General features: G+C 58.8%; 11 protein-coding genes. All 11 read left to right on the forward strand.

Annotated elements, in window-relative coordinates; genetic code table 11:
- Positions 1–12 precede the first annotated feature (12 nt).
- The 11 genes from ROO76_00415 (at position 13) to ROO76_00465 (ending at position 13217) form a co-directional block, all read left to right on the forward strand.
- Entirely contained in the window at positions 13–2013 is a 2001-nt protein-coding gene (locus tag ROO76_00415) for an ATP-binding protein (protein MDT8066606.1), read from the forward strand.
- Positions 1988–3391, forward strand: coding sequence for a sigma-54 dependent transcriptional regulator (locus ROO76_00420; GenBank protein MDT8066607.1), 1404 nt, complete (start codon positions 1988–1990; stop codon positions 3389–3391). Before ROO76_00415 ends, ROO76_00420 begins: the two co-directional genes overlap by 26 nt.
- Positions 3392–3540: 149 nt before the next feature.
- Entirely contained in the window at positions 3541–4152 is a 612-nt protein-coding gene (locus tag ROO76_00425) for a hypothetical protein (GenBank protein MDT8066608.1), read from the forward strand.
- A gap of 300 nt (positions 4153–4452) precedes the next feature.
- Positions 4453–5865, forward strand: a complete 1413-nt coding sequence (locus tag ROO76_00430; GenBank protein ID MDT8066609.1) for a hypothetical protein — start codon at positions 4453–4455, stop codon at positions 5863–5865.
- Between the two features lie 76 nt (positions 5866–5941).
- Positions 5942–6526: a plastocyanin/azurin family copper-binding protein gene (locus ROO76_00435; protein MDT8066610.1), complete on the forward strand. Its 585-nt coding sequence runs from the start codon at positions 5942–5944 to the stop codon at positions 6524–6526.
- Between the two features lie 28 nt (positions 6527–6554).
- The gene (locus ROO76_00440) at positions 6555–8507 is read left to right on the forward strand and encodes an FAD-dependent oxidoreductase (protein MDT8066611.1); all 1953 of its coding nucleotides are present in this window, start codon (positions 6555–6557) and stop codon (positions 8505–8507) included.
- A gap of 2 nt (positions 8508–8509) precedes the next feature.
- Positions 8510–9001 (forward strand): ubiquinol-cytochrome c reductase iron-sulfur subunit, encoded by a 492-nt coding sequence (locus tag ROO76_00445; protein ID MDT8066612.1) that lies wholly within the window; start codon positions 8510–8512, stop codon positions 8999–9001.
- 2 nt (positions 9002–9003) lie between these two features.
- The gene (locus tag ROO76_00450) at positions 9004–9753 is read left to right on the forward strand and encodes a cytochrome b N-terminal domain-containing protein (GenBank protein MDT8066613.1); all 750 of its coding nucleotides are present in this window, start codon (positions 9004–9006) and stop codon (positions 9751–9753) included.
- Positions 9740–10456, forward strand: coding sequence for a hypothetical protein (locus tag ROO76_00455; GenBank protein ID MDT8066614.1), 717 nt, complete (start codon positions 9740–9742; stop codon positions 10454–10456). Before ROO76_00450 ends, ROO76_00455 begins: the two co-directional genes overlap by 14 nt.
- Positions 10453–12483, forward strand: a complete 2031-nt coding sequence (locus ROO76_00460; protein ID MDT8066615.1) for a c-type cytochrome — start codon at positions 10453–10455, stop codon at positions 12481–12483. Before ROO76_00455 ends, ROO76_00460 begins: the two co-directional genes overlap by 4 nt.
- A complete protein-coding gene (locus ROO76_00465; GenBank protein MDT8066616.1) occupies positions 12480–13217 on the forward strand; it encodes a cytochrome c in 738 nt (245 codons plus the stop codon). The genes ROO76_00460 and ROO76_00465 overlap by 4 nt, the downstream gene beginning before the upstream one ends.
- Positions 13218–13316: the final 99 nt, after the last annotated feature.

Below are 13316 nucleotides of genomic sequence, written 5' to 3' on the forward strand. Positions count from 1 at the left end.
GCGAGGGTTTGTATGGATTCGCTGCTCTGGCAAGTGTCCAGCCGTTCGGCGGAGACGCTGCTGATCTTCAGTTTGTTCCATTTCCTGCTGGCGGGGCTCACGCTTCTCATGCTGCTTCGGCAGCGCATGTCTGCGGAGCTGGAGCCCGATCGGCGCCCCGAACTCCTACTCCCCTTCGGCTTTGGCTTGCTGGTACTCCAGTTTGCGCTGCTAACCATCCACTTTGGTGCCAGCTTCTTCTTCCAGCGGCGGATGCCGTTGCACCAACCCGAGCAGTTCCTGCATGGATTGTTGATCGCGGCAGTCATTCTGATCGTTTCGTCCTACCACGTACGCGCCAATTCATACCGCCCACGCTGGATGTGGCCGGCGCTGGCCTTAGTCGCGGCGCTGGTTACAATCGCCCTTAGGCGCCAGCTGCTGAACGGGCTGCCGCATCCCCCGGTGATGTTGGTCTGTGATCTGATAGGAGCCGCGGCGGTGCTCTCCGCCCTACGGTGTGTGAGGCAGTCGAGCTGGGAAGCTCGCAGCATGCGTACCCTGGCGCTCAGTTCCCTGGCAGCCGCTCTGCTTGGGCATGGCTTACCGCAGTTGCTGCCAAACCACCCCGCTGTGATCGTTTGGAACCTCGATGAGCACCTGATTTCTGTTGCTCTGCTGGGCTTCGCCTGGGCTGCAGGCGAGCGGTCGCGGAACCTGCTGGACCGCGTTTTCGTACGCCTGAATCTGACCTTTATCGTCCTGGCGAGCCTCATCATGCTTTCCACCGCCGCCATGGAAAAATACCAGTACTTCCGCATCACCGAAGAGCGCTCATCAAATCTGGCCGAATTCCTGCGCGGTCACGTGGTTTATTACACCCAACACGGAGAAGGCCTGGAACAGATTTTCAGCCATCCGGAAGTGATGAAACGGGTAGTGGTGGAGTTCGGAACCATTCCCGAACTGCGGGAGGTGGATGTCACGCTCCGCGGACAGCGGGCCAGCTTCTGGTGGCAGCCCGACGGCGAAATCCAGGACTACATCGGCGGCGCCGGTCACGACCCGGAGCCCGATTCCGGTCAGAATTTCTTTCGCATGACCAGATTGCCAATCGACGGCACCGGCGACGTGGAGTTTACCGGCACGATGGACTTCGTCAACCAGCGTATCGGCAAGTACATCATTTTTATCTATTCTTCGTTCACGCTCGTGCTATTGATGGCTACCGGGGTGATCGGCATCATCGTAGCCGATACCGACCGGCAACTGAAGCGGCAATATGCTGAACTGCAGGAAGCGCAGCAGCAACTGGCGCAGTCAGCGAAGCTGGCCTCCATCGGTGAATTGGCCGGCGGGATGGCGCACGAGATCAATAATCCCATCACGAGCATTTTGTCGTTGGCTAGTTTTCTGAGCAGCGGAAAGGGCGCGGAGCGATTTAGCCTGCGGGAACGCAAGAACCTGCAGCTCATTACCGATCAGGCCGAGCGTATCGCGCGGCTGGTGAAAGGACTGCTGGCCTTTTCTCGCCAAACTCAGCTTCAGCTCGCGCCTGTGGACGCCGAGGAGCTGCTGACCGTCGCGCTCAGTCTAGTGCAGCACCGGCTCTCTTCCGCACACGTCCGCGTGATACGGCAAATCCAGCCTGGGCTGCCCGCCGTTTCCGGCGACCGCGGCAAGTTGACGGAGGTCCTGGTAAACGTGCTGGCCAATGCCGTGGATGCCATGAACTCCGGTGGCGTACTGAGGCTGCGAGCATTGGCCGATCCGGAAAATTCGAACTGCGTGCGGATTGAAGTAGAGGACAGCGGGATCGGGATCGCAGAGCAGGCATTGCCGCGTATTTTTGACCCGTTCTTCACCACCAAGGGACCCGGCAGCGGCACCGGGCTTGGACTTTCCATCAGCCATGGAATCGTGAAGGACCACGGAGGCCAGATCTGGGCGAGCAGCACACCTGGAACGGGGACTACTGTTTTCATTTCGCTGCCACAGGAGTTATTGAATGAAGCCGCGCTTACTTGTGATTGATGACGATGAAGCTGTCCTGCAGAGCTGCCAGACGATCCTGGAGGATGCCGATTATGAGGTACACCTGGCGCAACGGCCGGAAGCGGGCCTGGCCGAACTGCGGCGGTTTCCCTTCGATCTCGTCTTGGTAGATTTCAAGCTGCCCGGCATGAACGGATTCGAAGTGCTGCAGCAGGGGTCGATGATCGACCCCGAAGTAGTGTTTGTCATGTTTACCGGCTATGCCACACTGGAATCGGCCGTGGAAGCGGTAAAGCGCGGAGCCTTCAATTACATTGCTAAACCTTTCACGGCGGCGCAGCTCGTGGCGACCGTGGCCAAAGGACTGGAGCACAGCCGCTTTGCCCGTAAACACCAAGCCGTGCCGCAGCTTCTGGAGCAATGCTGTGCCTTGCATCAGATTGTTGGCCGCAGCCCCGCCATCGTCGGAGTGCTTGCTATCGTGGCGAAGGTGGCGCCGTCAGATACAAACGTGCTGGTTACCGGCCCCAGCGGGAGCGGTAAAGAGTTGATCGCCCGCGCACTGCACGCCAACAGCCCGCGCAGGAACAAGCCATTCATAGCCGTCGACTGCGCGGCGCTGCCATCGAACCTTCTGGAGAGCGAACTGTTCGGCTACGAGAAAGGCGCGTTCACGGGGGCCATGCAGGCAAAGCGCGGTCTGCTGGAAGCAGCCGATGGCGGCGTGGTGTACTTCGATGAGATTGGGGAGATGAATCCCGAACTCCAGGCCAAGATGCTGCGAACCTTGCAGGAGCGTTCGTTCCGGCGGCTGGGAGGCGAGCGACTGGTCAACGTTGATGTGCGCATCCTCTGCTCCACGAATCGTGATCTAGCGGCAGAAGCCACGAATGGGCACTTCCGCAGGGATCTGCTGTACCGGCTGAACGTGGTCACCATTACGCTGCCCTCGCTGCGCGAACGTCAGGATGATATTCCGTTGCTCGCCGAACACTTCGTGCGCCTGTTTGCGAAAACCGCGAACAAACACAATGTGCAGCTCAGTCCCGACACCCTGCAACGGCTGCGGGATTATGAATGGCCGGGAAATATTCGCGAGCTGCGCAATGTTGTGGAACATGCGGTGGTGATGTGCGACGGCGTCCTGATCCGCCAGACTGACTTGCCCAAAATCCTGCTGGAATCAGGCCCTTTGCCTGAGCCATCCGGCTACAAGGCCGTACGCGGGCAGTGGGTGGATGCGCAGGGCCGCCAATACCTCACTTCCTTACTGCGTAAATACAACGGCAACGTGTCGGCGGCGGCGCGAGAGGCCCAGGTAAGCCGCAAATCGTTTTATGAACTCATGCGGCGTTTTGAAATTCGTCCCAGAGAAGTTTCCATCGAGGATCCAGTCGAGGGTGTTACGCCAGCTTAACAGCCGCACACCCCGCTGTTACGCGCCGGGAACAGGCACGCCGCTACTTGTCTTTTCAGTATTCCCGTAAACCTCTCGTTGCAAAGCAAATGCAAATTCTGTCCTGACCCGCCACTCTGGCAACCGGTGTGCTTTCCAACAAAGCGCACATGTCCGAACCGATTCGATCCCCGAAGCTGCTTTGCCTGATCCTGCTGCTTGCAGGCACCACATTGTCATGGGCGGGCACGATCGACGGAGAAGTGCACTTCCAGGGTCATGCTGCCGATCGCAAGGCGGCCGTCGTATACGTGGCAGACATCCAGGATCCGCCCATCGAAGCGACCGCAGTCATGGACCAGAAAAACCTGGAGTTTATGCCCCACCTGCTGGTGATCCAGCGCGGAACCACCGTGCAATTTCCCAACGACGATCCCCTCAAACACAACGTTTACTCCATATCTGCTGCCGAGCGCTTCAACCTGGGAATGTATGCACAAGGCGAATCCCGCAGCCTGGTATTCGACCGGGTTGGTGTCGTGAAGATTTCCTGTGCCGTACATCTGCAGATGTCCGCCTACATCGTCGTGGTGCCGAATAAGTATTTTGCGGTGGTCGGAGCCGACGGGCGCTTCCGGATTCCTAATGTCCCGGCCGGACTACATGAGCTGCACTACTGGCAGGAATCGTCGGGCGAGCAGGTACTGAAGGCGCAGGTTCCTGACCAAGGTTTAGTCACGATCCGCGTGGATGACAAACAAACCGGCACCCGAGCAGGCTGACGGCCATGAATGAAAAACAGAGAGCACAACTCGCTTTCACAGGCGACCCGGAGCCGGAAGTCAGGACAGAATCCCCGCTCGTCGCCGGCTCCGTGCGTATCTTGCGGCCGGGGACTGATTACCTCTATTGCTCCGAGTGCCAACGGCATGTCCCCTGTGAGCCGCTGGAAGGAGACGTTTGGGAAGTGCAGTGCTCGAGGTGTGTTGGGGAATGCGGTCTGTGCAGTTGTCGCATTTCCGGCGAGTGTCTCGATAAAGACGGGTCCCGGGTTCAGTTTCACATTCACACCGCACGCGAAATTGGCAGAACACGATTTAACCGCAAGGAGGCGAAAGATGTTTAAGCCTGCAACTTTAATTCACAAATCGGAATGGCCGCAGATCAGAAGTTTCATAGTGTGTGTGGGTATCCTGTTTTTCCTGATTATTTTCCAGCAATCAGCGCACGCCGTTCCCAGTTATGCCCGGCAGACCGGACTGCCCTGCAGCGGATGCCACTACAACCCGCCGGAACTCAATGCCGCAGGGCGGCAGTTCAAGCTTTATGGATACATAAACATGGTGCGCAACATGACCATCACCGCGAAGGGTGACGAGCGCCACGCCCCACTGGATATTCTTCAGGTTTTGCCCCTCTCCGCCTGGTTTGAGGCCTCATTTACCAACACCAAGGCTCCTCAACCTGGCACTCAGAACGGCAATGCTGAATTTCCCCAGGACATTTCACTCTTCCTGGCTGGCGCCTGGGCGCAGCACGTTGGCAGCTTTCTGCAACTGACTTACGACACCCAAGGCGACCACTTCAGCATGGATAACACCGATATCCGCTATGCGCGGGTCGGGAAACTGGCAGGCAAGGAGTGGGTGTGGGGCATAACTCTCAACAACAATCCAACAGTCGAAGACCTGTGGAACAGCACACCCGCCTGGGGTTTTCCATTCATCGCGAGTGATGTGGCGCCGAGCCCGACTGCCGCGCCGATGATCCAGGGAGCACTTGCACAAGACGTGGCAGGAGTAGGTGGCTACACGATGTGGAACCAGCATTTGTACTTTGCGGGAACGCTCTATCGTTCCGCCCACCTCGCCACCAGCCAGCCATCAAGCGGTCAGGATTTCGCCTTCAACATCCGCGGCGTTGCCCCCTATTGGCGGGTGGCCTGGCAGCAAAACGGATTAAAAAATAACTTTGAAGTTGGTGGCTATGGCATGCACGTGAGTTCAAGCCCCGGCGCGATCACAGGACCGGAAGATACCTATACCGACTACGCCGCCGATTTTCAGTATGACCGAATCATCTCGAAAGACGTGCTGTCGCTGCGCGGGACCTACATTCGCGAGAATTCCGAGCTGTTGGCGAGTTTGGCGGCCGGTGCGGCAGGATTTAGCCCCCATCATCTGAACGCATTCAACACCAACGCCGAGTATCACTTTGGGAACCGGATTTCGAGCGCCATCGGTTGGTTTACGACAACGGGAACTACGGACCAGCTACTGTACCCACAAGAGAACATCTCTGGCAGCGCCAACGGCAGCCCGCAAAGCGCCGGCTACACATTCAATTTCTCGGTGTGGCCTTCTCAGAACATTGACCTGGGATTTCAATACACGGGCTACACCCGCTTCAACGGCGCGGCAAAAAACTACGACACCAGCGGCCGCAATGCCAATGGCAACAACGCCGTGTATCTGCTCGCGCGATTCGTCTTTTGACGGGAACGGCCAACTTTGCACGGAAAGGTGCGAACCGCCGACCTAGAGCGACCACTTAATAAAGGAGAAGACAGCAATGAGGCAAATGCAACGAAACCTGGTTGTGATTACGGTTTTGCTCTCGTTCGCCGCCGCAGCATGGGCGGGTGAGATTACCGGAAAAGTAAGCGGTGTAAAGGGCAAGTCAGTGGTCTATCTGGAAGCGCCCGCCGGCAAAACCTATCCTGCGCCGACGCAACAGCCGGTCATGAACCAGAAAGGCTTGATGTTTGAGCCTCACGTGATGGTGGTGCAGCAGGGCACAACTGTCGAATTCCTTAATAGCGACGCGGTGCAGCACAACGTGTTCTGGCCATCCATTTCCGGCGACAAGAAACTCGGGCACAACCTGGGTACCTGGCCGCAAGGTGAAAAGCGGGCATTCAAGTTCGATCATCCCGGGGTGGTGCCGCTGCTCTGCAATGTGCATCCGGAGATGAGCGGCTTTATCGTCGTGAGCCCCACCCCTTACTTCGCCGAAACCGACGCCAACGGGAACTACAAAATCACCAACGTTCCCGACGGCGACTACAAAGCCGTGGCCTGGCATGAGGGAAAGAAGGACCAGGAAAAACCACTGAAGGTTGCCGGCGCGACCACGACGGATTTCCAACTGAAGTAATTCCCAGAGACACGGCGGAGCAAAGGTCATGCAGAAAAGGTTCGTTAACAAAAAAGTGGACCGGGATTGGCTCAACACCAATTTCCCCTGCATGACCGCCTGCCCGGCGCACACCAACGCCGGACGCTATGTGGGCTTGATCGCGGAGGGGAGGTTCGAGGAGGCCTACCGCTTTGCACGCGATCCGAATCCGCTGGCTTCCATCTGTGGCCGGGTCTGCGCGCATCCTTGCGAAACTGCATGCCGCCGCGGAGAAATCGACAGTCCCATCGCCATTCGTGCGCTGAAGAGGTTTCTCACCGAGCGCTACGGACCGGAATCTCGTCACCAAGCTGCCGAGCGGCCCAAGCCGAAACTTAATGGCAAGAAGGTTGCCATCGTCGGCTCGGGGCCGGTGGGGTTATCTGCTGCGCACGATCTGGCGCTCATGGGTTACTCGATCACCATCTTTGAGGCCGCACCGGTTCCCGGCGGCATGCTCTACCTAGGAATTCCGGAATATCGCCTGCCGCGGAACGTTGTGGAAGCGCAGGTCCGCGAAATTTTGGAAACCGGCGACATCACCCTGAAGCTCAACCATAGGGCGGGGCGTGATTTTGAGATCGGCCAACTTCGCCACAACGGCTTCGACGCGGTACTTATCGCAGTCGGTGCGCACCGCAGCCGAGACCTCAATATTCCCGGTGTGCACACCGATGGCGTGCTGAAGGGAATTGAGTTCCTGCTGAACGTGAACCTCGGCTACAAGTTCACCATCGGCAAAAAAGTGATCGTGATCGGCGGCGGCAATGTCGCCATGGATGTTGCCCGCTCCGCCGCACGTGAAGTGCTCGAACAGCACGGCGCCGCTGAAATGGAGCCGAAACAGGAAAGCGTGGCCGCTGTAGCCGCCCGGGAGATGGTAGACGTCTCGCTCTCCGCGTTGCGCATGGGGGCGCGCGAGGTCCACCTTGTCTGCCTGGAACGCCGGAACGAAATGCCCGCGGCTCTGGAAGAAATTGAAGAAGCCGAAACCGAAGGCATCACCATTCATCCGGGATTTGGTCCTAAGCGCATCCTCGAACAGGACGGCAGAGTGGCGGGACTGGAGGTTGTCGACACTAAGTGGGTCTTCGACGCGCAAGGGAGGTTCAATCCTGCGTTTTACGATGGCACCGAGAAGGTGCTGCCCTGCGACACCATCATTATGGCGATTGGGCAGGCGCCGAATCTGGAGTTCATCCGGCCCGAAGACGGAATCCAGGTCTCCCCCCGCGGGCTGATCGCCGTCGAGCGCAGCACGCTGATGACTACGGCTCCCGGCATCTTCGCCGGTGGAGACTGCGTCTTTGGTCCGCGGTTGATCATTGACAGCGTCGGTGACGGTAAGCGCGCCGCTATCGGTATTGACGAGTACCTCTTGGGTCGTACCCACGGCGATCCCGTGATCGAAATCGAGCTGCTCAAAGGGCAGCTCAATTCACCGGAAGCGCTCAGCACCGAGCGTCAGCCGGTTCCCATGCTCCCCTTGGATCGGCGCACCGGCGTGACCGAAGTCGAGGTTGGATTCGACGAAACCGCGGCCAGGGCCGAGGCGCAACGCTGTCTACGCTGCTGGATCAACACAATCTTCGAAGGCACGCTGGTTGACGGCACTCAGTGCGTGCTTTGCGGCGGCTGCGTCGATGTCTGTCCGGAACGTTGCCTCCAGCTTGTCTCGCTCGACCGTATTCAGTTCGGACCGGAAGCGCTGGCCGCTATCCGCGACGAGCAGGAGATCTTCGCCACCGAACTGGACGATGTCGCCGCCGACGAGATGGGCATCATTGCCGGTTCAGCAATGCTCAAGGATGAGACGCGCTGTATCCGCTGCGGTCTCTGTGCGCTGCGCTGCCCCGCCGGCACCATCACCATGGAGGCCTACAACTTCATCACCGAACAACCGGAGCTGGTCTCAATCCGCAGCATGGATGGGCCCAGCCCATTCGCGCCGAGGAAATAGAAATGTCAGATGAGGAGAAATTCGATTCAAAAGACGCGCCCAAAGATCCTGGCCGGCGAAAGTTTTTTGTCAAGATCGGCGCCGGGTCCATCGCCGTGGCGGCGCTGGGTACCACTGTGTTCGGCTATCAGTATCTCTCTCCGAACGTGTTGTTCGAGCCCTCGCCCATCGTGAACGAGGGTAAGCCGGAAAACTACGAAGTGAACTCCGTCACTTTTGACCTGGAGAACACGATTTACGTGGTTCGTGATCCCGCCGGCTTTTACGCGCTCTCCGCCATCTGTACCCACCTTGGCTGCGTCACCGCGTGGAAACAGGAGCTCGACATGATCGCCTGCCCCTGTCACGGCAGCAAGTTTCGCAAAGACGGCACCAAGATTGAGGGCCCTGCGCCACGGCCGCTGCCTTGGCTGCGTGTGTGGGTGAACGATGATGGCGACTTGATGGTGGACCGCTCTATCAAAGTCACACGCGATCACTTTGTGCAGGTATGAATATGGAAACCAAGGAACTTGAAATCTACGCAGACCGGCTTCGCACCACCCGTGTGTGGCGTTCCATCTTCCGCAGCGGCACGGGCGAAAGCAATTTGAAGCGCGTCCTGACCATTCAACAGAACGTATTTCTTCACCTGTTTTCCGCCAAGACGCGCAGCAAGGTGTTGGAATTTGGACCCACCTGGTACCTGGGCGCGATGACGTTCGGCACCTTCGTCATTTTGATCATCACCGGCATTCTCCTGATGCTCTATTACCATCCGTCGGTTCCGCAGGCCTACGCCGACATGAAGGACCTGCAGTTCGTCGTCTCCTCCGGTGTCTTCCTTCGAAACCTGCACCGCTGGTCGGCGCACGCGATGGTTTTGCTTGTGTTCGCGCACATGTTCAAGGTGTTTTATCGCGGAGCTTACCGGCCGCCGCGCGAGTTCAACTGGGTCATCGGCGTCGTGCTGCTCCTGATTACGGTGTTTCTCAGCTATACAGGCTATCTGCTGCCGTGGGACCAGCTCTCGTTCTGGGCGGTGACCGTGGGCAGCAATCTTGCCTCCGCAGTACCCGTATTGGGGGCTAAGATCCGCTTCCTTATGCTGGGCGGACATATTGTGGACGCGAACGCTCTGCTGCGTTTCTATGTTCTGCATTGCGTGCTGCTGCCGATTGCGGCCGTCTTCTTTATCGCCATTCACTTCTGGCGTATCCGCAAGGACGGTGGCCTCTATGTGGGAAAGGGGTATGACCGTGGCTGATCACGATTTCACCGCGGCGATGGATTCCGACGCGCGCAAGGCGCCCGTGCGCATTGCGTTTATCACTCGCCGCACCTCCGCCGCCGTGAAGGCGGAAGATGAACCGAACGTGATGACCTTTCCCAATGCCTTCTTGCGCATTGCGGTGGCGCTGGAGGCCTTTGCCCTGGTACTGGTCATCATCTCCCTGCGTTTTGACGCGCCGCTAGAAGGGCTGGCCGATCCGCTGCACACTCCCAATCCGGCAAAGGCACCGTGGTACTTCCTGGGGCTTCAGGAACTACTGCACTATTTTCCGCCGGTGGTGGCCGGCGTGCTAATTCCGGCGTTGGTCATCATTGCACTCATCATCATCCCTTACTTCAATGTGAACATTCAGGCGGAAGGTCTGTTCCTGAAAGACCGCGCCCGGCGCATAAAGATTTTCGCTGCAATCAGTGTTGCGCTTTGTGCGTTCCTTACCTATTTCGGCGTGTTTGACGCGCTGGTACCCACCGTCCTCATAGTGGCCTTTGCCGGAATGGCGGCCCTTTGGGCGGGATCGCCTCCAAAAGGAGGCTTCCGCGCCGCCCTGGTTGCCCAACCGCTCTCATTCTGGATGATGACCTGGTTCCTGTCGGAGTTGGTGGTGCTCACGGTAGTGGGGACGTTCTTCCGTGGTCCAGGCTGGTCGCTCGTCCTGCCCTGGAAGGTGATGCCATGATGAAGCGGGTGCGTCAATCCTTCTTCGGTGATCCGGCACGTGCCTTCGGCACCATGAGCCTCGCGCTGCTAATTGCACTGGCGATCTCACCCGCCAAAGATTTCTTCCGTCAGTGGCGTTCCTATCAGAGGGGCTATCTTCGACTCATTGCCACGCGCGGCGATGCGGTCACCCTGCATCGACACTTCACGCCCGGGATTCAGCAGATCTGGATTCCGAAGATGGGTGTAGTCGACCGTTGCGGCACCTGCCATCTGGCAATGAAGGAAAACACCCTCCGCGACGTTCGCCTGCAGCCCTACCGGCCCCATCCCTGGGTTCCGCATCAGCTCACAGAATTCGGCTGCGTGGCGTGCCATCGCGGCCAGGGCGCGGCGACCACGGTGGAGGAGGCGCATCGCAGCACATTGGCATGGGAGCAACCGGTCCTGCCGGCAAAATATGACGAATCCGCCTGCGGTGAGTGCCATTTGGCCGAACTGCGCAGCACGCCGCGGTTGAACTACGGACGGCATTTGCTGGCGCGTGAAGGTTGTGTCCATTGCCACACCGTGCGTGAGGGCGACGGCACAGTTCTCACTGCAACTGACGATCCGCCTTCGCTCGAACATATTGCGGATAAGACCACACGCGAATGGGTTTTTGCCTGGCTGCAGAATCCGCAGGCCTACGCCTCGACTGCGACAATGCCGAATTTCCAGCTCACTCAGGATGACGCGCGCGATATTTCTGCATTCCTGATGTCGCAGAGCACGCCTCTGCAGGGCGACACCATGCAGGTTCCGGTTGGGAAGAGTTCCGATCCTACTGCCGCCCCCATGCTCTATGGCGAATCGTTTTGTGCCTCATGCCATGCCACTCAAAATGCCGCAGGGAATCTGGTTGGCGGAACATTGGGTCCGGAACTGACAAATGTCGGTAGCAAACTGAAACCCGAGTGGCTGGCAGCCTGGATTCGAGATCCGGGACACTACGATCCCGAGACCAAGATGCCGCATTACCGCTTTACCGACCAGCAGATTGGAATCCTCACCGGGTTCCTGATGGCCAAAACCGACAGCGACCTTCTTGCGAACGTTCACCTGGAGCCATCCACGCCCGACCAGGTCGCACACGGTAAACGCTTGGTTACTGAGCTGGGTTGCGCCGCCTGCCACCGAATCAATGGAGTGAAGAAGCCGGATAATTTCGCTCCTGACCTCACCCGCGTCGGTAGCCGCTCGTTGGTACAGCTCTTGTTCCTGCCCGGAATGGAGCACACGCTTCCCGCATACATCGCGGCGAAAATTACGAACCCTCGCGCGTTCGGCACAAATTTGAAGATGCCGAAATTCACCCTAACGGACGCGCAGATTGATGCCCTCAGCACCGCCCTTCTGGCGCAAAGCGACCGCCAACAGGATGAACCTCCGCAGTACCGGCAGGCTTCGCATCCGCAAACGAATTATCAGCCCGCAGGACAAGCCGGCAAGCTGATGGCCGACCTGCGCTGCTTCAGTTGCCACACCATAAACGGTCGCGGTGGCGACATGGCGCCAGACCTGAGCTGGGAAGGCAGCTCGGTGCAGCGCGCCTGGATGGTGGCATTCCTCAAGAACCCCAACACACTTCGGCCGGCTCTCATCCGACGTATGCCGAAGTTCAACCTCACCGATAGCGAGATCCAGACCCTCACCGACTACATCATGACGGTTTTCCAAACGCCTGCCTTTGACCAGGATTCCGTTCCGGCGAGCTTCACCTCGGCGGAGATTGAAACCGGCCGGCAACTCTTCTATTCAAAATATGCCTGCCAGTCCTGCCACATCGTAGACCCTACCAAAGACAAGGGCTACATCGGGCCGACCCTGACCGCGGTAGGTTCCCGGCTCACCCCCGCCTGGATCTTCCACTACCTCAAAGACCCGCAGGCGCTGCGCCCCGGCACGCTGGAGCCCAACCAGCACCTGAGCGATTCCGACGCGCGGGCGCTGACGGCGTACTTAGTTTCGCTCAAAGGACAGCCTGCCAAGGAGGCCAGGAAATGAAGACGTGCCTATTGATTGCAATGAGCTTGGCTCTGGCTTGCTGCGCCCGAACAAAACCAGAAAGTGCACCGCAGCCGAAGGCATTCGGTACCGCCATCACCATCGTGAGCGGTGACAAGCAACTCGGCACCACTGGCACCGCGTTGCCCCAGTCGCTGGTGGTGCAGATCAACGACGCTGAAGGCAACGCCGTCACGGGTGCGCCGGTCTCGATCCAGGGAGCTAACGGCGCCAGCGCAACGCCGGCGGTCGGCCTCACCGACGATAGCGGCCAATTCACGTCGACCATTAGCATGGGAGAAACTTCTGGCCGTTACCGCATCACTGCCACCAGTCACGATCGGGCAGGGAAGCCGTTGACAATACAAACCGAGGAGATCGCGCTCGGATACCAGCAAACTTGGGGGCGCGAGCTGAGCGCGACATATTGCGATCGCTGCCACAATCCGGAGTCCACGCCCGAGCGGGTTTCCAACTACGACAACCTCTCCACCAAACCGCATCCTTTCACCGAAGGCGCCGCACTGAACAAGCTTTCCGATGCGGATCTGACGGCTATCATCACCCACGGCGGCCCGGCCCTGAACAACTCTCCAGAAATGCCGCCCTACGGCTATACGCTGTCGAATGTGGAGATCCAGGCGCTGATCGCGTACATCCGCACCCTGGCCGATCCGCCGTATCAGGATGCGAAGCGATCTATGCCGACATCTCTTCCTTCCCAAAGGAGCTAGTGCTATGGTCGCACGGGAATCCGTGGGTCAACATTCCTGTGCTCTGTCCTGACAATCAGTTCCGGGCCGGCAACCTGCGGCGGCGGTCTCCCCAAGCGC

Source organism: Terriglobia bacterium, from assembly GCA_032252755.1.
In the GTDB taxonomy this organism is placed as follows: domain Bacteria; phylum Acidobacteriota; class Terriglobia; order Terriglobales; family Acidobacteriaceae; genus JAVUPY01.

Excerpts from the sequence above, each read along its gene's own strand:
- ROO76_00425 (MDT8066608.1), top strand. The coding sequence starts at position 3,541 with ATGTCCGAACCGATTCGATCCCCGAAGCTGCTTTGCCTGATCCTGCTG.
- ROO76_00445 (MDT8066612.1), top strand. The coding sequence starts at position 8,510 with ATGTCAGATGAGGAGAAATTCGATTCAAAAGACGCGCCCAAAGATCCT.
- ROO76_00420 (MDT8066607.1), top strand. The coding sequence starts at position 1,988 with ATGAAGCCGCGCTTACTTGTGATTGATGACGATGAAGCTGTCCTGCAG.
- ROO76_00450 (MDT8066613.1), top strand. The coding sequence starts at position 9,004 with ATGGAAACCAAGGAACTTGAAATCTACGCAGACCGGCTTCGCACCACC.
- ROO76_00455 (MDT8066614.1), top strand. The coding sequence starts at position 9,740 with ATGACCGTGGCTGATCACGATTTCACCGCGGCGATGGATTCCGACGCG.
- ROO76_00415 (MDT8066606.1), top strand. The coding sequence starts at position 13 with ATGGATTCGCTGCTCTGGCAAGTGTCCAGCCGTTCGGCGGAGACGCTG.
- ROO76_00435 (MDT8066610.1), top strand. The coding sequence starts at position 5,942 with ATGAGGCAAATGCAACGAAACCTGGTTGTGATTACGGTTTTGCTCTCG.
- ROO76_00440 (MDT8066611.1), top strand. The coding sequence starts at position 6,555 with ATGCAGAAAAGGTTCGTTAACAAAAAAGTGGACCGGGATTGGCTCAAC.
- ROO76_00465 (MDT8066616.1), top strand. The coding sequence starts at position 12,480 with ATGAAGACGTGCCTATTGATTGCAATGAGCTTGGCTCTGGCTTGCTGC.
- ROO76_00460 (MDT8066615.1), top strand. The coding sequence starts at position 10,453 with ATGATGAAGCGGGTGCGTCAATCCTTCTTCGGTGATCCGGCACGTGCC.